Raw genomic sequence first — 18,139 nt, 5'->3', positions numbered from 1 at the left:
GCCCGCGAGGGGCCCAGCTTCATCAGGTATGCAAGCCCTGAATTACAGGCGCTGGCGGTTGCGCTCGGCCTGAGCCTCGTTGCTCGTGTAGGCAGGGGCATCCGGGTCGTAACGAGTCCAGCCGTCGCCGCGATACGCATCGCCGCGAGCGGAGATGTCCACCGGATCGAATTCCTGCATGATGTCCTCGGCTTCATCGGCGCGCTTTTCGTCGGTGCGGACCGAGACCAGCGTGCCGCCGCGCCGGACGTTCTCGGCATAAACCTCCGCATCCTCGGGCGAAATGCCGTAGTCGACGAGCGCGCCAAGCAAGCCGCCGGTCACCGTCGCGGCGGCAGCAGTCGCCAGCGTCGTGGCGAGCACACCCGCTGCGACCAGCGGTCCAAGGCCCGGAATGGCGATGATGCCGAGCGACGCCAGCAAACCGGCGCCGGTACCAGCAACCAGGCCGATGCCGGCTCCGGTCGTCGCGCCGTCCTGGGCGCTGTCGTCCCTGGCCGTCGTGGCGACTTCGGTGTCATGCTGCTTCACGATGCTGATTTCGCTGGACGTGAAACCGGCGCCCTCCAATGCGGCGACCACTTCGCTCGCCACGGACGGGTCGTCATAAACGTGAGTGAGTGTGCGTGTCATGGATGTCCCCTATTGCTGAACGACATTGCCGCGAAAATCGAGGGCGACCTCGACCGATTGACCGGATTTCATCGCCTGGCCGCGCCAGACGCCCTTGTCATCCTTCTTCAGCCCCTTTACTTCCTGGAAGCCGGCGTCCGCGATGCGTTCGCGGGCTTGGGCTTCGGTGAAGCTATTGGCGCCGGTCAGCGGGGGCTTTTCCGCCTGGTTCGACGTCATTGGCTTTTCCGCGGCAGGCTCGGACGCCGAGCCAGCGGTCTGGGCAAGTGCCAGTCCGGCCGAACAGGTCAAAGCGAGCGCTGCCAATCCCAATGAAATTTTGCGCATCTGGTTCTCCATAATTTTGGGGGCCGCGTTTTCGAGCGGCTCCCTTCGACAAGCCAGACGGGCGTCTGTTTGTTCCGCGCGCTGCGAATTCCGTAGCCGTTCGCACTGTCTGATTCTGCACAGCCGGCATTGCATTCATCTGCAAGACTGTCTCTTGCGCCGCAGGAACAGAGCGCACCGCTAAAGGTTGTTGCTAATGCGTGGGACGGCTTCAGATGCATCGGGTTCCGCGCCCACCCCTCCGACCGCCCGTGAGTTCGATGCCTCCTAGGAGAAGAAGATGTTTTTGGCTTGCATCGAATTGACGCTGCAGACGATGTTGCTCGGGATCGAGGCGCAAGCGGTCATCGGCCTGAGAATGAGAAAGCTCGCGGATGGCGGCGCCGCCGCACGGTCCGAAGCCTATGGCATGGTCGCCGAAAAGAGCGACGCCGTGGCTGAAGCGCTGGGCACTCTGGCTTACGGCGGATCGGTGCGCAGCGTGATCTGCCGCTTCCGCACCCATGTCAGAGCCAATGAAGAACGGTTGCTCGAGGCGCGTTGACCTGTTGACCTACAGAGCGCGCCTCAGCTCGGCCAGGCCGAAGGGGAGGGCGGCTGAGACGGCGCGCAACGTGTGCCGCGTCGTTTTGATGGGGCACAGATTGCCGGTCAGGGCGCGGGCAATGACGTCGCGCGGCGTCCAGCGTTCGCCGGGGCGCCACGATGTCAGCGAGAGCCGGGGATCGCCATATGCGATCATGCGGGCCGGCACGGTGGCAAGATTCAAGCGCTTGGCCGCCTCCCACCGATGATGTCCATCGAGGATGATGAAATGGCGCCGCTCGATCAGCAAGGGCTCCGTCCAGACACCCTGGGCCTGGATCTCAGCGGAGAGAAGACCGGCGCGCTCGGCGTCGTGCTCCTCATGCGGAAGCAATGCCGTCAGCGGCAGGAGAGCAACCCAATCGCCATGGGGCAGCGCATGCATGTCATTCATTGGAACACCTCCACAAACCCCGACATCAGGGGAGGCCCTAAACAGCGCAAACAAGTTTGGTGAGCAAGAATATTCGGAAGAAATATTTTGTTCGATCATAATATTTTTACAGTATATATTTTGCAACCCAGTAATTTATGCATCATTTTTGCTTGAAAGAAGCTCAATATTTGTGCAGCTTAGTGGCTTCTGAAGGAGCAGACCCCGTCCGGCGTATTCTTAACGACGCTTGGCTCGCCTGGGCAAGGCGCGCGGTTCGCTTCTCCGATCCAAGAGGAGATCTCCAGATGACCGCGAACGCTCCCGCTTTTTCCAGGGCTTGCGAACTGTTCAACGACGATGTCTTCGTGCCGCTCGAAGGGATCTTGCCGCAGCCCGTCTTCGTCAAGATCGAGGCGCTGAATACCGCCGGCTCGGTCAAGATCAAGACCGCGCTGAACCTTATCAACACGATGGAAAAGGAAGGGCAGATTTTGCCCGACAGCCGGATCATCGAGTCCTCGTCCGGCAATCTCGGCGTGGCGCTCAGCATGATCTGCGCGGGGCGCGGCTACGACTTCACCTGCGTCGTCGATCCCAATGCCTCGGCCCGCAACATCAAGATCATGGAAGCGCTCGGCACCCATATCGTCACGGTCACGGAGCCGGACGAGAATGGCGGTTATCTCGGCACCCGCATCCGCTACATCAAGCGGCTGCTCGGCGAGGACCCGCGGGTCGTATGGACCAATCAATATGCCAATCCCGCCAATGCCGAGGCGCACCGGCAATGGACCGCGACCGCCATCGACCAGCGCTTTCCGCGCCTCGACTATCTCTTCATCGGCGCGGGCACGACCGGCACGCTGATGGGCTGCGTCAGGCATTTCCGCGCGCACCGGCCGGAGGTAAAGATCGTCGCCGTCGACGTGGCCGGCTCGGTCACTTTCGGTTGCAAGCCGGGCAAGCGGCATATTCCCGGGCTCGGGGCGAGCCGGCGGCCGGAGCTGTTCGATCCGGCTGGGCTGTTCGCAATGGAAATGATCGATGAGCGCGACACCATCGGCATGTGCCGGCATCTGGCCCAGCGACATGGATTTCTCGCAGGCGGCTCGACAGGGACGGTGTTGGCGGCGGTGCTGGCATGGAAGCCGCGCCTCGGCAAGGAAGCGGTGATCGGCGCTATCTCGCCCGACCTCGGCGAGCGCTATCTCGATACGATCTATAATGATGATTGGGTGAAGGCGCGCTTCGGAGAGGTGCCGAGACTTGGCTTTTCGCCGGCGACCGCCGCCTGACCCGCATCCCATCCGCAGTGCTGCGCATTTGACAACATTGGCGGCAGGCGTTTATACTTTAAATACAGGAACATCGTTCCGAATATAGGGACATTTTGCGTTCGCGGCGCGCCCCCAGTTCAGGCGCCCGCGCTCAATCGAGAGGCTGTCGATGCTGTTGAACGCAGACCGACTGAGCCGTCTGATGGCTGCCGATGGGCTTCAAGCCGTCGTCGCAACGAGCGCGGAGAATGTCACCTATTGCAGCGGATTCTGGGCGCTGTCCCAATGGGTGCGGCGCGGGCCGCAGACCTATGTGCTCTTGCCCGATCCTAAGCTCGGCGAGCCCGTCATCATCACCGGAACCTCGATGCTTGACCTGATCGCGGACCAGAAGCCCTGGGTCCGGCAGGTTCGCCGCTTTAGCGACTTTGTCATCGAGCGCGATGAGGAGGCCGTGCTGGATGCCATCGATCAGCATCACGCCGAACTCTACGCGCTGCCCGACGAGCGCACCCCGCTGGCGGCGCTGTGCAACGCCATCGGCGACGGCGGATTGGCCGCCGCCCGCATTGGCGTCGAAGAGCTCGGCCTGACACCCGGCTACCTGACCGCCCTGCGCGACGCATTTCCCGGCGCGCAATTCGTGCCCGCCGACAGCATCTTCCGCCGCTGCCGTGCTGTGAAGACCGAGGCAGAAATCGAACGCTTACGAATATCCGCCCGCATTGCCGAGCAATCCATCGCCGCCGCGCTCGAGATCGCCCGCGAAGGCGCGACGGAGCGCGATCTGGCGCTCGCCTTCCACGCCCGCACCGTGCTCGAAGGCGGCATGCCCGTGCTCGGCTGTATCGGCTTCGGCACCCGCAGCGCAATGACCAACGTCCAGCCCTCCGACCGGGCGCTGCGCCCCGGCGAGATCATCCGCTTCGATGTCGGCGGCCGCTACGCGCATTACCGCTCCGACATCGCTCGCATCGGAGTCCTCGGCGAGCCATCTGCCAAAGCCGCCGCCTATCACCGCGCGCTGCAGGCCGGCGTCCGCCGCGCCTGTCACATCCTCCGCCCGGGCCTTGCGGTCCGTGACCTCTTCGATGCCGTCGTCGAGACCGTCCGCCGCGAGGGCTTGCCGCATTACCGGCGCACCCATGTCGGCCACGGCATCGGCCTCGACGGCTATGACGCGCCGGACCTCGGGCCGAACAGCAGCGAGACCATCGAGGAGGGCATGGTGCTCTGCGTCGAGACGCCCTATTACGAACTCGGCGCCTGGGGCCTCCAGGTCGAGGACATGCTGGTGGTACGCGCGGACGGGGTGGAATCGCTGATGCAGACCGACGGCAGCATGGTGATGCTATGAGCAAGGCCCTCGCAGGATATGCCTGCATCCGCTGCGGCCGCGCCTCGCCGCTCCAACTCGTGCTGGATTCGCGCGGCTGTCTCGATTGCCAAAGCGATGCGCCGGCCAATCTCCGCGTCGCCTATTCCCACGAGACACGCGCCGGATGGGATTTTGCCGCCACGCAAGGCGGCCCGCAAAACCTCTGGCGCTATGAGGCGATGCTGCCGGTCGCCGCTCGCGATGCGGTCTCGCTCGGCGAGGGCATGACGCCGCTACTCGCCGCGCCTGCCATGGGCAAGCGGCTCGGCGTCGGCCGGCTGCTGCTCAAGGACGAGACGCGCAATCCGACCTGGTCGTATAAGGACCGGCTCAGCACCGTCGCGATCTCGGCGGCGCGGCAGATGGGGGCGAAGATCGTCGCCACCAGTTCGTCGGGCAATGCGGGCGCCTCGCTCGCCGCCTATGCCGCGCGAGCGGGATTGCCTTGTGTCATGGTCACCTACGCTCATAGCGCCGGGCCGATACTGGCGCAGGCGCGCAAATATGGCGCGATGGTCTTGCCGCTGGCGTCGAAATCGGCGCGCTGGCCTCTGCTCGCCGACGCGGTCGACCGGCTCGGCTGGTTCGTCACTTCGCCTTTCCGCGCGCCGGTGGTCGGCAGCCATCCCATCGGCCTCGAGGGCTATAAGACGCTGGCCTATGAGGTCGCGCAGCAGATGGATGGCGATGTGCCCGATTGGGTGGTGATGCCGGTCTGCTATGGCGATGCGCTGTTCGGCATGTGGCAGGGCTTTTTGGATCTCCACGAGCGCGGCGTCATCGCCCGGCTGCCGAAAATGGCGGCGGCGGAGGTCTTCGGCTCGCTGAGGGCGGCGCTGGCCGTGGGCGGCGATCTCGTGCCCGAGGTCGATGCCGAATTCGACACGTTGGCGGTCTCCATCGGTGCGGCGCAAGGGGCATTCCAGGCGCTCCAGGTGTTGAGGCAGTCCGGCGGCACGGCGGTGGCGATCGGCAATGACGGGCTGATCCGCCTGCAGGAAGAGTTCGCCGCCAGCGAAGGGATTTTTGCTGAACTGGCCTCGGTGACGCCCCTGGCGGCCATTGCACGGCTTCGCGCCGGCGGCGTCATCGAGCCAGCCGAAACCGTGCTGGCCGTCGTCACCGCAAGCGGGCTGAAGGATCTGGACCGCTCCCTGTCCGAGGCGCGGCCCTTGCCGGCTACCGGCGGTTCGCTGGACAACGCGCTGGATTATCTCGAAGAGCATTACGGTTTCGGCACGTCGCCGGACGAGCGGAAGAAGATCGTGACATCCGCCGGCTAGCGCTGATCGCCACCTGATCTGCAAGTCTTGGGCGCGACCCTCGCGTCTCAGCTTGGGTATCTATTTATTAATATCCAAACAAAAATGCGTATTACAACCGTGATCTATGTCAGATCCTGGTGCGATGCCGCGCAACTGCCCGCATAGATGTCAAAATACTGTCATAATATTTGACAGCCACATCCAAAGATAATATTTTAGTGAGATATATCGTAACGCTGTCCCGATAATCGGATCAATGCGGGCGAATACAGCGGTGCGGGAGGTCAACAGAACCGGAGCCAAACCATGCAGAGACGCGATTTTCTCTTCGCCGCGGCCTCACTCGGCGCGGGCAGCATGATCCCCGGCATTTTTGGACGCGCAGCCGCGCAGGACTATCCGACCCAGCCGGTCACCATCTACGTGCCCTTCGCGGCGGGCGGCGCCAGCGACATCCTCACCCGCCTCGTCTCCGACTATGCCCGCACCAAACGCAATATCGCGGTCGGCGTCGAATTCCGGCCCGGCGCCGGCGGCACCATCGCCCCGAGCCAGGTCGCCCGCGCCGTGCCCGACGGCGCCTCGCTCGGCTTCTATTCGGTGAGCCCGTTCCTGACGGTGCCGCATCTGCAGAGCCTGCCCTACCAGACGCTCGCCGATTTCACCTTCATCTCCATCTACGCCTATATCCCGATCGCCTTTTACGTCGCCGCCGAAAGCCCGATCACCGATTGGGCCGGGCTGATCAAATTCGCCAAGGACAATCCTGGCAAATTGCGCTGGGGTACGGCAGGCGTGCGCGGCATCGCCCATCTGGCCGTCGAGGCCGCCTTCCGCACAGAGGGCATCAAGGCGACCTTCGTGCCCTTCGCAGGCGGCTCCGAGGCGATCACCGCGCTGCTCGGCAATCACATAGAGGCGGTGGTGTCGGCCGATTACGGGCCGCAGGTTGCCGCCAAAAGGGTGCGGCTGCTGGCCTTTACCGGTACCGAAAAGCTTGCCGGCTACGAAAGCCTGCCGACCTTCAGGGAGCTGAAATATCCGCTCGCCACCGAGGCGCTTTACGGCCTGTTCGGTCCGGCCAAGCTGCCGAAGAACGTCGTCGCCTATTGGGAAGGGCTGATCAAGGAGATGACCGGCTCGGAGGCCTACAAGACCGCGCTGGCCACCGCCAATGCCAGCCCGATCTATCTCTCCAGTGCGGAATTCAGGGCCAATGTCGAGGAGAATTACAAAAAGCTCGGCGAGCAGATCGATGAACTCGGCCTGAAAACCAAGGGGTCGCCATGATCGGCCCGCTCGCACTCGGCATCTCCGCCTTGCTCGCGCTCTATCTGGGGCGCGGGCTTGAAATCTGGTCCTACGGCGCGCCGGGGAGCGGCCTCCTGCCGATGGCTGCCGCGGTCATCCTGCTGCTCGCAAGCCTGGGCTCCTTCACCCGCGAGCCGGGCAGCGCCGAAGGACCGGGCAATCTGCCTCGCGCCGCCTGCTACGCCGTCGGGCTCGTTGCCATCCCTCCGGCGGTGATGCTGCTCGGCATGCTCCCGGCGCTGGCGCTGTTCACCGCCATCATCCTGCGGCTGGTCGAAGCCTTCCGCATGCCGACCGTCGCGGCGGTGACGGGGGCGAGTGTGCTCGGCAATTGGCTGCTGTTCGACCGGCTGCTGCACGTCGCCCTCCCCAAGCCGATATTCTGGTGACCGCATGGAAATCCTCCACAATCTCGGCATGGGCTTCGAAATCGTCCTGACCCCGACTAATCTGCTGGTCGCGCTCCTGGGCTGTCTGGTCGGCACCGCAGTCGGCGTGCTGCCCGGCCTCGGGCCGACGGCGACGATCAGCCTGCTACTGCCGATCTCGGTTTATCTCGACCGCACCTCGTCCATCATCCTGATGTCGGGCATCTATTACGGCGCCATGTATGGCGGCTCGATCACCTCGATCCTGATCAAGATCCCCGGCGAGGCGGCCAGCGTCATCACCTGCCTCGACGGCTATCAGATGGCGCGCAAGGGCAGGGCAGGCGCCGCGCTCGGCATCAGCGCCTTCGCCAGCTTCGGCGCGGGGATCATAGCGACACTCGGCATCGCGCTGGTCGGACCGCAAGTCGCCGGCATGGCGCTCGCCTTCGGCCCGGTCGAGAAGACGGCGCTGCTGGTGCTCGGCTTCACGCTGATCCTCGGGATCGGGCAGGGCTCGCGCATCCGCATGCTGGCGATGGTCGCGCTCGGGCTGCTGCTCGGCACGGTCGGCGTCGATCTGGTCTCGGGCGAGGAGCGCTATGTTTTCGGTGTGCCGGAATTGCGGGACGGTTTCGGCGTCGCGATCGTCGCCATGGGTCTGTTCGGGCTCAGCGAAGTGCTCGCCATGGCGGAGGAGCGGGACGGCAAGAGCGAGATCCTGCGCTACGGCACGCGCGTCCGCGACCTGCTGCCCAACCGCGCCGAAACGCGGGCCTCGGTCGGGCCTGCCTTGCGCGGCAGCGTCCTCGGCTTCTTCCTCGGCCTGCTGCCGGGCGGCGGCGCGCTGATCTCCAGCTTTGCCAGCTACATGCTCGAGCAGCGCATCTCGCGTCATCCCGAGCGCTTCGGCACCGGCACGCCCGAGGGCGTCGCGGGACCGGAAGCGGCCAATAATGCCGGCGCGCAGGCGAGTTTCATTCCGCTGCTGTGCCTTGGCATTCCCGCCAACGCCGTTATCGGGGTCATCATGGGCGCGCTGCTGGTCCAGGGCGTGACGCCCGGACCGCAGCTCATCGTCGAGCATCCGGAATTGTTCTGGGGCGTGATCGCCAGCATGTTCGTCGGCAATCTGATGCTCATCGTGCTCAACGTGCCGCTGATTGGCCTGTTCGTGGCGTTGCTCAGGGTGCCGCGCGGCATCATGGCGGTGCTGATCGTGTCTTTCTGCGTGATCGGTGCATTTAGCCTCAACAACAGCCTGTTCGACGTCACCGCGATGATCGGCTTCGGTGTCCTCGGTTACGTGCTGCGCAAGGCGGATTTCAACGTCGCCCCCTTGCTGCTGGCGTTTGTGATGGGGCCGCTCTTTGAGCAGAATCTGCGGCAGGGGCTGATCATCGGCTTCGGCGATCCGGTGGTGTTCTTGCAAAGCCCGATCAGCCTCGGGTTCCTGGTTGCGGCGGCTGCGGTCATCGTCGGACCCTATGCCTTGAGGTTCCTAGGGCGGGGCCGGGCCGAGATCGCGCAGGCTCCGACTTTGCCGGCCGAATAACGGGAGCCCGGCTTGACAGCGCCGGGCGATCTCTCAACTATCGGAACATCGTTCCTTTCGGGATTTGAATGAATACCAGCCAATCGCTTGAGCGCGGCCTGATGGTCCTGGAACTGCTGGACGCTTCGCCGACCGCCCTCGGCGTGCGAGAGATGGCGCGCCGCCTCGAGATCAGCACGACCATCGTGCAGCGGCTGGTGAACACGCTGACGGAGTTTCACTATCTGGAACAGGTCGCCGAGACCCGGCGCTACCGCATCGGGCCGCGCGCGCTGGGCCTGGGCAGCTCGCTGCTGCGGCACGACAAGCTGATCTCGAGCGCCAATGCCGAATTGCAGGTGCTCGCCAATGAGCATGGGCTGAGCGGCTTCCTGTGCGGCGTGCGCGGGGCAAGCGCGGTCTACCTGCTTGCCGTGCAGAGCAGCGGGCCGATTGCGATTACCGCCATCCCGGGGGAGGCGGCCTATCTCCACAGCACCGCGATGGGCAAAGCGCTGCTCGCCGGGATGAGCGATGAGGCGGTCAATAAACTCCTAGGCAAGGAGGCGCTGCTGAAGCTCACGCCGAGGACGATTGTCAGCCTGCCCGCGCTTATCGAAAGCCTGCAAGAGGTCAGGCGTCTCGGCTATGCGACCTCGCTCGAGGAAAATCTGCCCGGCGTGATCTCCATCGGCGCGCCGGTCCGCAATGCGGATGGCGAGGTGGTCGCGGGCCTCAGCGTGGCCTTCGCGGGAAGTGCCGCGACGGCGCCGGATTTACGCGCGCCGGCGAGGCTGGTGCTGGATGCGGCATCCAGATTGTCGCGCGGCCTCGGCTGCCCGCAATCTCTGCTGCCTCAGCCGGACCGGCAGTTCAACGCGGCTTAAGCCTTCCGCCGGATCATCACGACCACCGCCGTCAGCGAGATGAGCGCGGCGATCCCCGCCAGCAGCAATGCCGCAACCGCGCCGCCCCTGCCAAGCACCGCCGCGAAGGCAACCGGGGTGATCGCGGCGGCGGCGTTCTGGAACGCGGCTAGCTTTCCCGTCCACATGCCGAATTGCGCGATGCCGAAGATCTGCACGGGAACGGCCGCCCGCGCCACCATCATCAGCCCGTTCGACAGACCGAGCAGCAGCACGAAGATCCCGCCCAAAACGGCGTCGACCGCCGCCGTCAGCGCGAGCGGCAGCAGGAGCACGACCATCGCGGCGGGCAGCAGCGCCGCGCCGGTCAGGGCGAAGCTTGTCGGCAGCCAATGCCGTCCCGCCGTGAATTGCGCCGCCCGCGCCGCGACTTGCGCGATGCCGACGAGGCTCGCCAATGAGATGGCTGTCGCGTCGGCGAACCCAGCCGTTCGCAGCAGCCCGACGAGGTGGACGGAGAGCCCGGCCGTGACGAAAACATTCAGCCCCAGCGCGACGGAAAGCAGGGGAAAGGCTTCGTGCTGGCAGCGCCAAGTCCAGCCATCTGGGGGTAGGCAGGGTGCGGGCGCGTGCGCGGTTGCCCGCCCGGGCAATGCGAGGTGAAGCGGCAGGCAGATCGCCAGATGCATTGCCGCCAGCAGCAGGCACACGCCCCGCCAGCCGAGTTCGCCGTCCAGCAAGTAAACCGCCGGCAGGGTCAGCGGGCCGGCGAGCCCTGTGACGAACATCAGAGCGGTGACGCCGCGCAAGGCCGCGCCCCCGGCCGATTGGGCAATCGCTGCGCAAGCCGCGTTGGTCAGCGCCGAGGCGCAGGTCACGCCGAGCAGGCCCCAGGCCGCGAGATAGCCTGCCGGTCCTTGCGCGTGCGCGAGCCAGATGAGGCCGGTGGCGGCCGCCATTGATCCGGCGCCCATGACGAAGCGCGCGCTCCAGCGGTCGATCGACCGCCCGGCGGCGGGGGCTCCCAGCGCGCCGACCAGATACATCAGCGCGACGCCGCCGAAAGTCATCTCCGGCGACATGCCGAGATCGGCCTGGATCGATCGCGCCAGCACAGCAGGCATGAACAGCAGCGAACCCCAGCCGATGATCTGTGTGATGCCCAATGCCAGAACGACGAGAATCGCTCGCCGCTCCATAACTGGCGGGGAGGCGTTCGCGCGACCGGCCAGGCCGTCGCGCGCAAAATGCTCTGCGGATGACACGCGTGCAGCTCCGGTTAGAGCCCGGGACGGATTGAGCGTGACGGTGCATCGACGACGCAGCCCATGCCGAGTTCCCGCAAGGCCCTTGCGGCAGCGTGCATCGACCATTCGAGGTCCTGCTTTCCCGGATCAAAAAGCAGCGCCGCACGGTTTCCGGCCGCAACGGCGACGCCGATGGCATCGAAACTCGCTGCCACGTTCAGCAAGGCATCAAATCCCGGTTTTGGCTGGCGGCGCTGATGGATGCGCGCGCTCGATGTCGCGACCTGTCCGAGCAGCCAGGAATCGGCATCGCGGATGGCGCGGCGCAACAGGCATCGCAGCAGGTGAAATGTCTCGATCTCGGCGCCATCATAGCGCGGCAGGGGGAGGGGCCCGGCCGCGACAGGATGCCGGGCCGGTATCGTGACCGGTAGGATGGCCAGCCCCGGAAACCGGCCGAGCACATCGATGACGGTGCCATTGTCCGCGGCCAGCAAGACCGGCGCGCCTGGGCTCCCGGCCGATAAGACCACTGTGGCTTGCCGGAGGCGGCCATTTTGATCTTCAAACACGCCGCGCAGCACATCGCATTCGACAACAGCCGCCCCTGCCCGCCCCGTTGCTCCAGGAAGCAGGCGAGATTTAGTATTCAACATTGCCGTTTACCACTCACATTTGGTGAGTAGCCAAGTTAGGCGCTTAAAAGCGGCAGTAAAGAATATATTCCAACTTAATTTATTGCGGAGATATCGACGAACGGCCTTTCGGATTTGGGCGATTTTTCCGGGTGCCCGGAGAGGTGGGACCCGGAGGCGGCAACGCAGCAAAGCCGCCGCTCTAAGCAGTACTCACAACCGAAGTGTTTGAACGTATTGACCATTCTTGATGATGCTTTACGCGCAATTCGATCCAGTCATGCGGTCAGTGACAGCAATATAACAAAGAAATTCGTGTTATCATATCTAACCTATGCATTATCAATCTTAGTCATCCCATACAATCCGTCGCAATTTACCTTGACCCAGGATGCCATCACCTCCTATAAAGACTCCTTTGGCCCGCGCATCGAGCATCTAGCCCCAGCAATAGCGGGCGCGCGCGTCTTTTTTCCGGTGAGCGAAAGCATGAGCCCTGTGGATCACGCCCAGCAGGACGATTTGCTGTCCGACGACGTCTATCGTCGTCTCAAGGATTACATTCTCTGCGACGTGATCCGGCCGCCGGAACGATTGCAGATTGGACAATTATCGCGCCACTTCGGCATGAGCATCACTCCGATCCGCGAAGCCTTGATCCGGCTTGCCGCCGAGCATCTCATCGATCCGAAGCCCGGGCGCGGATTCTTCTACAAGGAGTTCATTCCCACGGAGCAGAATAAGATTCTCGAGCTGCTGTTCTGCCTGCTGAAATGCGCCGTTGAAACACGCAGCCGAAAGCCGTTTCAGTTTCCCGCCGAGCTAACGGCACCGCCGCTGAACGGTAATGGCCACACAGAACGTCTGTCACCCGGACTGGCGGCGGCGATCGCGCGGGAGAAGCTGTATCGGCACCTCGTCCTGCCACTGGGCAACGATCAGTTCACCGAACTGGTCGGTAATCTATGCGAGCGCACCCGCATCAGCCGAATTCTCTGGCTCGAATGCGCCGATAGCGATCTGGCCGCCGAGGAGCTCGACGATTGGGTCAGGCTGTTCCAGGCAGGCGAAAACCAGGCGGCGCTGGAGAAACTTCAGAAGCGCTTCCAGGCCAAGACGCATAAGATGCACGCCCTGGCGAGCACACGGCAGCATAAGATCTACGAAGCCTATCCGCTCTTGCGGCCAGGCTCGAGCCGGTAGCGCCTGGGCGGATGCCTGCGGCGCAGCGCATTCACCTTGGCGGCCGTCCGATTCGCTCGCGCAGAAAAATCAGGCCAACGACGAAGGTCATCAGGGCGATGCCGATCGGGTACCAAAGGCCGTAATAAATGTTGCCCGACGCCGCCACCATTGCGGTTGCCACCAGCGGCAGCAGACCGCCGAACCAGCCGTTGCCGATGTGGTAGGGGAAGGACAGCGAGGTATACCGGATACGTGTCGGGAAGAGGTCGACGAGGAAGGCCGCCATCGGGCCGTAGACCATGCAGACATAAATCATCATCAAGACCAGCAGCAGGACCACCACCGGCATGTTCATCTTGGCGAGGTCGGCGGAGAGCGGATAGCCCTGGATGGTGAGGGCCATCAGCACATTGTCCTTGCGGTTCCTGGCGTCCCAGCGGTCGATCGGCAGCTCCGTCAGATTGCCGATCTTGATACTGCCGGGCGCGCCGGGCCGGTCCAGCGTTTCGAAGGAGAGGCCGAGCTTGGTCAGATAATCCTTGGCGCGGTCGCAATCGGAGAACTCGGACCACGGGCCGACAAAGAGGTGGAACTGGCAAGTGCTCGCATCGGTCGTCAGCGTGACCTTGACGTTGCGCTGGAAATTGGCCAGATCCGGGTTCGCCGCCTTGGTCAGCGCCGTGAAGATCGGCAGATAGGTGAGCGCGGCGAGCAGGCAGCCGGCCAGGATGATCGGCTTGCGCCCGATCTTATCCGACAGCCAGCCGAAGATCACGAAGAACGGCGTGCTGATCAGGAGCGCGATCATCATGATCAGATAGGCCGCGTCATAATCGATCTTCAGCGTGATCTGCAGGAAGAACAGCGCGTAAAACTGTCCCGTGTACCAGACGACGCCCTGGCCCGCGGTGGCGCCGAGCAGGGCCAGCAAGATGTACCAGCCGTTCGGGAGCCGGAAAAAGCTCTCCCAGATCGGCGCGCGCGAGATCTCGCCGGCTTCCTTCATGTGCTGGTAGAGCGGCGACTCGTTCAACTTGAGCCGGATATAGGCGGAAAAGACCAGCAGCACGATCGAGATCAGGAAGGGGATGCGCCAGCCCCAGCTCTTGAACTGGTCCTCGGGAATGAACGAGCGGCAGAGCACGATGATCATCAGCGACAGCAGGAAGCCGACGGTCGCCGTGGTCTGGATCCAACTGGTGGCGAGGCCGCGCTGCGAAACCGGCGTGTGCTCGGCGACATAGGTGGCCGCGCCGCCATATTCGCCGCCCAGCGCGAATCCCTGCGCGAGGCGGAGCAGCACCAGCATCAATGGCGCCAGCCAGCCGATATGCTCGTAAGTCGGCAGCAGGCCCACGGCGAAGGTCGAGGTGCCCATCAGCACGATGGTGATCAGGAACGCATATTTGCGCCCCATCTGGTCGCCGATGCGGCCGAAAAAGATGGCGCCGAAAGGTCTGATCAGGAAGCCGGCCGCATAGGTCGCCAAGGCGGAAAGCAGAGCCGCAGTGTCATTGCCGGGCGGGAAAAACAGCGAAGCAAAGAAGGGCGCCAGCGTCGCGTAGAGGTAGAAATCATACCACTCGAATACAGTCCCGAGCGATGAGGCGAAGACGACCCTGCGGTGCTCGGCCGGGCTTACGAAGACAATCGCCGGCCGCTTTGCCGCACGTTCAGCAGCGACGTAACGCATAGACCCTCCCCCAAACCCAACTGGCGCAGGGGCGAGGCACGGCGCTCACCCTAAATGCTTGTTATTATTCCACCAGCCCCAACGGATTGCGGTGCCAACTTATAGGAACGGCAACTTATTGACCAGCCCTCAGTGGAACGCGCCCGGACTCTTTTGCCGCCGGTTTTTACGGCGCAAACTCTTAATCTATATTGGGGTTGCCGCGCGCGTAAAGAGGCGAAACATATCAGATGCCAAAATGCCGCCGGAAAAATGCCTGCATCAGCGGAATTCAGCGCTCGGTGCGGGCGAGCACCTGCATCAGCTCGGCGATCTTGCGCCGCTGTTCCTCGGCGTCGCCGCTGGCGATGGCGTGCTCGACGCAATGGGCGACGTGATCGCGCAAAATCGCCTCCTCGACCCGGCGCAGCGCCGCCCGGGCTGCGCCGATCTGGGTGACGATGTCGATGCAATAGCGGTCGTCCTCGACCATGCGGGCGATGCCGCGCACCTGCCCCTCGACCCGGCTCAGCCGCTTGGCGCAGGATTCTTTCGTCTTGACTTGCATCATTGACAGATACCCTGCGGGGGTATAAATGTCAACGCAAAATACCCAGCCGGGGTATAGCCCGGCGCGCCGATGCGAGGATCTCCGATGACACCCCATGACCATGCCGCGCCCGACCAGTCTCACGGCCATCATCACCACTCCGGAGCGCCCGCCGCGGCGAAAGACCCGGTCTGCGGCATGAGCGTCGATCCGGAGACGAGTATGCACCGCGCCGAGCATGACGGGCACAACTATCATTTCTGCTGCGGCGGCTGCCGGGCGAAATTCGAGGCGGACCCCGCGCGCTACCTGTCGCCGGAGACTGCCGCGCCCGCCGAGCCGGTCGCGGAAGGCACCATCTACACCTGTCCGATGCATCCGCAGATCCGCCAGATCGGCCCCGGCTCCTGCCCGATCTGCGGCATGGCGCTGGAGCCCGAACTGGTCACCGCCGACGCCGCCCCCAATCCCGAACTCGTCGACATGACGCGCCGATTCTGGATCGGCCTCGCGCTGACGCTGCCGGTGTTCGCGCTGGAGATGGGCGGGCACCTGTTCGGCTGGCATCCGTTCAGCCCGCCGGCCTCGAACTGGGTGCAACTCCTCCTCGCCACCCCGGTCGTGCTCTGGGCCGGCTGGCCGTTCTTCGAGCGCGGCTGGCAGTCGCTGGTGACGCGCAATCTTAACATGTTCACGCTGATCGCCATGGGCACCGGCGTCGCGTGGGGCTATAGCGTCGCCGCGACGCTCGCCCCCGGCCTCTTCCCGCATGCGCTGCACGGCGAACATGGCGCGGTCCCCGTCTATTTCGAAGCCGCCGCCGTCATCACCGTGCTGGTGCTGCTCGGCCAGGTGCTGGAATTGCGCGCCCGCGAGGCGACCAGCGGCGCCATCCGCGCCCTGCTCGACCTCGCCCCGAAATCCGCCCGCCGCATCAAAGCCGACGGCTCCGACGAGGACATCGCGCTCGAGCTCGTCGCCGCCGGCGACCGGCTGCGCGTGCGCCCCGGCGACCGCATTCCCGTCGATGGCGAGGTGCTCGAAGGCCGCAGCGCGGTGGACGAGTCGATGGTCACCGGCGAATCCATGCCGGTCACCAAAGCGCCCGGCGCGCGCGTCATCGGCGGCACCGTCAACCAGGGCGGCGGCTTCATCATGCGGGCGGACAAGATCGGCCGCGACACCATGCTGGCGCGCATCGTGCAGATGGTCGCCGAAGCCCAGCGCAGCCGCGCCCCGATCCAGCGCCTCGCCGACCAGGTCTCCGCCTGGTTCGTGCCGGCGGTGCTCGCGGCCGCCGCGCTCGCCTTCATCGCCTGGAGCGTGTTCGGCCCCGAGCCGCGCCTCAGCTTCGCGCTGGTGGCGGCGGTCTCGGTGCTCATCATCGCCTGCCCCTGCGCGCTCGGACTCGCTACGCCGATGTCGATCATGGTCGGCGTCGGGCGCGGCGCGCAGGCCGGCGTGCTGATCAAGAACGCCGAGGCGCTGGAGCGGCTGGAGGCGGTCGACACCATCGTCATCGACAAGACCGGCACGCTGACCGAGGGCAAGCCGACGCTGGTCGCCATCCGCCCGTCCGGCGGCATCGGCGAGGACGAGCTGCTGCGCCTCGCCGCGAGCCTTGAGCGCGCCAGCGAGCACCCGCTCGCCGCCGCCATCGTCGAGGCCGCCACGGCGCGCGGTTTGACGCTGGCTGAGGCGGCGGAGTTCGACGCGCCCGTCGGCAAGGGCGTCAGCGGCGTGGTGGATGGCCGCCGCGTCGTCATCGGCAACCGCGCCATGATGGAGGCGTCCGGCATCGACACCGCCCCGCTCGCCGCCGAGGCCGAGCGTTTGCGCGCGGACGGCGCCACCGCGATCTTCGCCGCCATCGACAGCGCGCCGGCCGGCATCCTCGCCATCGCCGACCCGATCAAAGCCTCGACGCCCGAGGCGCTGGCCGCCCTGCGCGCCGCGGGCCTGCGCATCGTCATGCTGACCGGCGACAACCGCACCACCGCCGAGGCCGTCGCGCGCGTCCTCGGCATCGACGAGATCGAGGCCGACATCCTGCCCGAGGACAAGGCGCGGGTGGTCGCGCGGCTCAAATCCGAGGGCCGCGTCGTCGCCATGGCCGGCGATGGCGTCAACGACGCGCCCGCGCTCGCCGCCGCCGATGTCGGCATCGCCATGGGCACCGGCACCGAGATCGCCATCGAGAGCGCCGGCGTGACGCTGGTGAAGGGCGACCTCGCCGGCATCGTGCGGGCGCGAAAACTGTCGGCGGCGGTGATGGGCAACATCCGGCAGAACCTGTTCTTCGCCTTCGTCTATAACGCCGCCGGGGTCCCGGTCGCGGCCGGGCTGCTCTATCCGCTGTTCGGGCTGCTTTTGTCGCCGATGATCGCGGCGGCGGCGATGTCGCTGTCGAGCGTCAGCGTGATCGGCAATGCGCTCCGGCTGCGGCGGGCGGCGATCTGAGGCGCGCCGCCGCGCCAGCGCCGGTCCCCTCGCCGGGCTTTTGCCCGCGAGGCTCGGCGGCAGTTCGGTCATCCGTCCCTTGAGGGACGCGCGGGCCGCCGGTTGGCTGGTCCGTATTGGTATAAAGTGCAGCCTGCGGGCTGCCCGCGCGCGGCGGTATTCCAAGCTCTGTCCGGCGCTCTTATCGAGCGTGGTCCATGCACACCAAGGCCATCACGCCGCTGGCGCATCACGCGAAATCGCGTCACATGGCCTGAGCCCTGCCGCATCCCAGCGGCAGGAGGGCCGTTCCATCGAGCCCCCGAGTGCGGGTCCGTTACACCCACCGCAAGGCCGGGCGCCGTTAAGCGCTGGCGGGTCCCTCGCGGATTCCTCAGGCGCCGCAATTCCATCCCCACATGGCGAGCCGGTCTCGAGTCCCTGCGTCCCTCCGGGGAAGGAACGGGGGTGAGTTTACGGGAGGGGGATGG

Annotated in this window: 17 protein-coding genes; 10 read left to right on the top strand and 7 right to left on the bottom strand. The window is 65.1% G+C overall.

Annotation, left to right across the window (positions count from 1 at the left end; translation table 11 throughout):
* Positions 1–42: 42 nt before the first annotated feature.
* Both BLEFHOIH_RS21855 and BLEFHOIH_RS21850 read right to left on the bottom strand, forming a co-directional pair.
* Positions 43–633, bottom strand: coding sequence for a hypothetical protein (locus BLEFHOIH_RS21855; RefSeq protein WP_088348166.1), 591 nt, complete (start codon positions 631–633; stop codon positions 43–45).
* 9 nt (positions 634–642) lie between these two features.
* The gene (locus BLEFHOIH_RS21850; RefSeq protein WP_088348467.1) at positions 643–960 is read right to left on the bottom strand and encodes a hypothetical protein; all 318 of its coding nucleotides are present in this window, start codon (positions 958–960) and stop codon (positions 643–645) included.
* Positions 961–1,246: 286 nt separating this feature from the next.
* On the opposite strand from BLEFHOIH_RS21850, the gene BLEFHOIH_RS21845 reads away from it, so the two are divergent.
* Positions 1,247–1,504, top strand: a complete 258-nt coding sequence (locus tag BLEFHOIH_RS21845; protein WP_245297145.1) for a hypothetical protein — start codon at positions 1,247–1,249, stop codon at positions 1,502–1,504.
* 9 nt (positions 1,505–1,513) lie between these two features.
* Here BLEFHOIH_RS21845 and BLEFHOIH_RS21840 read toward each other — a convergent pair whose 3' ends face one another.
* A complete protein-coding gene (locus tag BLEFHOIH_RS21840) occupies positions 1,514–1,939 on the bottom strand; it encodes a ParB N-terminal domain-containing protein (protein WP_170937321.1) in 426 nt (141 codons plus the stop codon).
* 287 nt (positions 1,940–2,226) lie between these two features.
* On the opposite strand from BLEFHOIH_RS21840, the gene sbnA reads away from it, so the two are divergent.
* The 7 genes from sbnA to BLEFHOIH_RS21805 all read left to right on the top strand — a co-directional run bounded on the left by sbnA (position 2,227) and on the right by BLEFHOIH_RS21805 (position 9,941).
* A complete protein-coding gene (gene sbnA, locus BLEFHOIH_RS21835) occupies positions 2,227–3,216 on the top strand; it encodes a 2,3-diaminopropionate biosynthesis protein SbnA (protein WP_088348164.1) in 990 nt (329 codons plus the stop codon).
* A 151-nt stretch (positions 3,217–3,367) separates the two neighbouring features.
* Positions 3,368–4,555, top strand: a complete 1,188-nt coding sequence (locus tag BLEFHOIH_RS21830) for a Xaa-Pro peptidase family protein (protein WP_088348163.1) — start codon at positions 3,368–3,370, stop codon at positions 4,553–4,555.
* A complete protein-coding gene (locus BLEFHOIH_RS21825) occupies positions 4,552–5,859 on the top strand; it encodes a pyridoxal-phosphate dependent enzyme (RefSeq protein ID WP_088348162.1) in 1,308 nt (435 codons plus the stop codon). Before BLEFHOIH_RS21830 ends, BLEFHOIH_RS21825 begins: the two co-directional genes overlap by 4 nt.
* A 288-nt stretch (positions 5,860–6,147) precedes the next feature.
* Positions 6,148–7,131 carry a tripartite tricarboxylate transporter substrate binding protein gene (locus BLEFHOIH_RS21820; protein ID WP_088348161.1) on the top strand — a complete coding sequence of 328 codons (984 nt, stop codon included), beginning with the start codon at positions 6,148–6,150 and terminating at the stop codon, positions 7,129–7,131.
* Positions 7,128–7,541 (top strand): tripartite tricarboxylate transporter TctB family protein, encoded by a 414-nt coding sequence (locus BLEFHOIH_RS21815; RefSeq protein ID WP_088348160.1) that lies wholly within the window; start codon positions 7,128–7,130, stop codon positions 7,539–7,541. The genes BLEFHOIH_RS21820 and BLEFHOIH_RS21815 overlap by 4 nt, the downstream gene beginning before the upstream one ends.
* A 4-nt stretch (positions 7,542–7,545) precedes the next feature.
* Entirely contained in the window at positions 7,546–9,075 is a 1,530-nt protein-coding gene (locus BLEFHOIH_RS21810) for a tripartite tricarboxylate transporter permease (protein ID WP_088348159.1), read from the top strand.
* A gap of 68 nt (positions 9,076–9,143) precedes the next feature.
* Complete coding sequence (locus tag BLEFHOIH_RS21805) at positions 9,144–9,941, top strand: IclR family transcriptional regulator (protein WP_088348158.1); 798 nt, start codon at positions 9,144–9,146, stop codon at positions 9,939–9,941.
* Here the strand turns inward: BLEFHOIH_RS21805 and BLEFHOIH_RS21800 are convergent.
* Both BLEFHOIH_RS21800 and BLEFHOIH_RS21795 read right to left on the bottom strand, forming a co-directional pair.
* Positions 9,938–11,086: an MFS transporter gene (locus BLEFHOIH_RS21800; protein WP_125461852.1), complete on the bottom strand. Its 1,149-nt coding sequence runs from the start codon at positions 11,084–11,086 to the stop codon at positions 9,938–9,940. The genes BLEFHOIH_RS21805 and BLEFHOIH_RS21800 overlap by 4 nt on opposite strands.
* A 113-nt stretch (positions 11,087–11,199) precedes the next feature.
* Entirely contained in the window at positions 11,200–11,664 is a 465-nt protein-coding gene (locus BLEFHOIH_RS21795) for a hypothetical protein (RefSeq protein WP_125461851.1), read from the bottom strand.
* Between the two features lie 519 nt (positions 11,665–12,183).
* Here BLEFHOIH_RS21795 and BLEFHOIH_RS21790 point away from each other — a divergent pair.
* Positions 12,184–13,005, top strand: coding sequence for a GntR family transcriptional regulator (locus BLEFHOIH_RS21790; RefSeq protein WP_088348155.1), 822 nt, complete (start codon positions 12,184–12,186; stop codon positions 13,003–13,005).
* A gap of 31 nt (positions 13,006–13,036) precedes the next feature.
* On the opposite strand, the gene BLEFHOIH_RS21785 is transcribed toward BLEFHOIH_RS21790, so the two are convergent.
* The gene (locus tag BLEFHOIH_RS21785; RefSeq protein WP_088348154.1) at positions 13,037–14,680 is read right to left on the bottom strand and encodes an MFS transporter; all 1,644 of its coding nucleotides are present in this window, start codon (positions 14,678–14,680) and stop codon (positions 13,037–13,039) included.
* 271 nt (positions 14,681–14,951) lie between these two features.
* Entirely contained in the window at positions 14,952–15,227 is a 276-nt protein-coding gene (locus BLEFHOIH_RS21780; RefSeq protein WP_088348465.1) for a metal-sensitive transcriptional regulator, read from the bottom strand.
* Positions 15,228–15,314: 87 nt separating this feature from the next.
* Between BLEFHOIH_RS21780 and BLEFHOIH_RS21775 the strand changes: the two genes are divergently transcribed.
* Positions 15,315–17,669, top strand: coding sequence for a heavy metal translocating P-type ATPase (locus BLEFHOIH_RS21775; protein ID WP_245297143.1), 2,355 nt, complete (start codon positions 15,315–15,317; stop codon positions 17,667–17,669).
* Positions 17,670–18,139 lie beyond the last annotated feature (470 nt).

The organism is Rhodomicrobium sp. R_RK_3 (genome assembly GCF_002198715.1).
Lineage (GTDB): Bacteria > Pseudomonadota > Alphaproteobacteria > Rhizobiales > Rhodomicrobiaceae > R-RK-3.
The sequence above is the reverse complement of the archived record's forward strand: the minus strand, read 5'-3'. Positions and strand labels throughout refer to the sequence as shown.

Coding starts and splice junctions, on each gene's coding strand:
- BLEFHOIH_RS21830 (WP_088348163.1), top strand. CDS start 3,368: ATGCTGTTGAACGCAGACCGACTGAGCCGTCTGATGGCTGCCGATGGG.
- BLEFHOIH_RS21820 (WP_088348161.1), top strand. CDS start 6,148: ATGCAGAGACGCGATTTTCTCTTCGCCGCGGCCTCACTCGGCGCGGGC.
- BLEFHOIH_RS21805 (WP_088348158.1), top strand. CDS start 9,144: ATGAATACCAGCCAATCGCTTGAGCGCGGCCTGATGGTCCTGGAACTG.
- BLEFHOIH_RS21780 (WP_088348465.1), bottom strand. CDS start 15,227: ATGCAAGTCAAGACGAAAGAATCCTGCGCCAAGCGGCTGAGCCGGGTC.
- BLEFHOIH_RS21825 (WP_088348162.1), top strand. CDS start 4,552: ATGAGCAAGGCCCTCGCAGGATATGCCTGCATCCGCTGCGGCCGCGCC.
- BLEFHOIH_RS21850 (WP_088348467.1), bottom strand. CDS start 960: ATGCGCAAAATTTCATTGGGATTGGCAGCGCTCGCTTTGACCTGTTCG.
- BLEFHOIH_RS21785 (WP_088348154.1), bottom strand. CDS start 14,680: ATGCGTTACGTCGCTGCTGAACGTGCGGCAAAGCGGCCGGCGATTGTC.
- BLEFHOIH_RS21855 (WP_088348166.1), bottom strand. CDS start 633: ATGACACGCACACTCACTCACGTTTATGACGACCCGTCCGTGGCGAGC.
- BLEFHOIH_RS21840 (WP_170937321.1), bottom strand. CDS start 1,939: ATGAATGACATGCATGCGCTGCCCCATGGCGATTGGGTTGCTCTCCTG.
- BLEFHOIH_RS21815 (WP_088348160.1), top strand. CDS start 7,128: ATGATCGGCCCGCTCGCACTCGGCATCTCCGCCTTGCTCGCGCTCTAT.
- BLEFHOIH_RS21810 (WP_088348159.1), top strand. CDS start 7,546: ATGGAAATCCTCCACAATCTCGGCATGGGCTTCGAAATCGTCCTGACC.
- sbnA (WP_088348164.1), top strand. CDS start 2,227: ATGACCGCGAACGCTCCCGCTTTTTCCAGGGCTTGCGAACTGTTCAAC.
- BLEFHOIH_RS21775 (WP_245297143.1), top strand. CDS start 15,315: ATGACACCCCATGACCATGCCGCGCCCGACCAGTCTCACGGCCATCAT.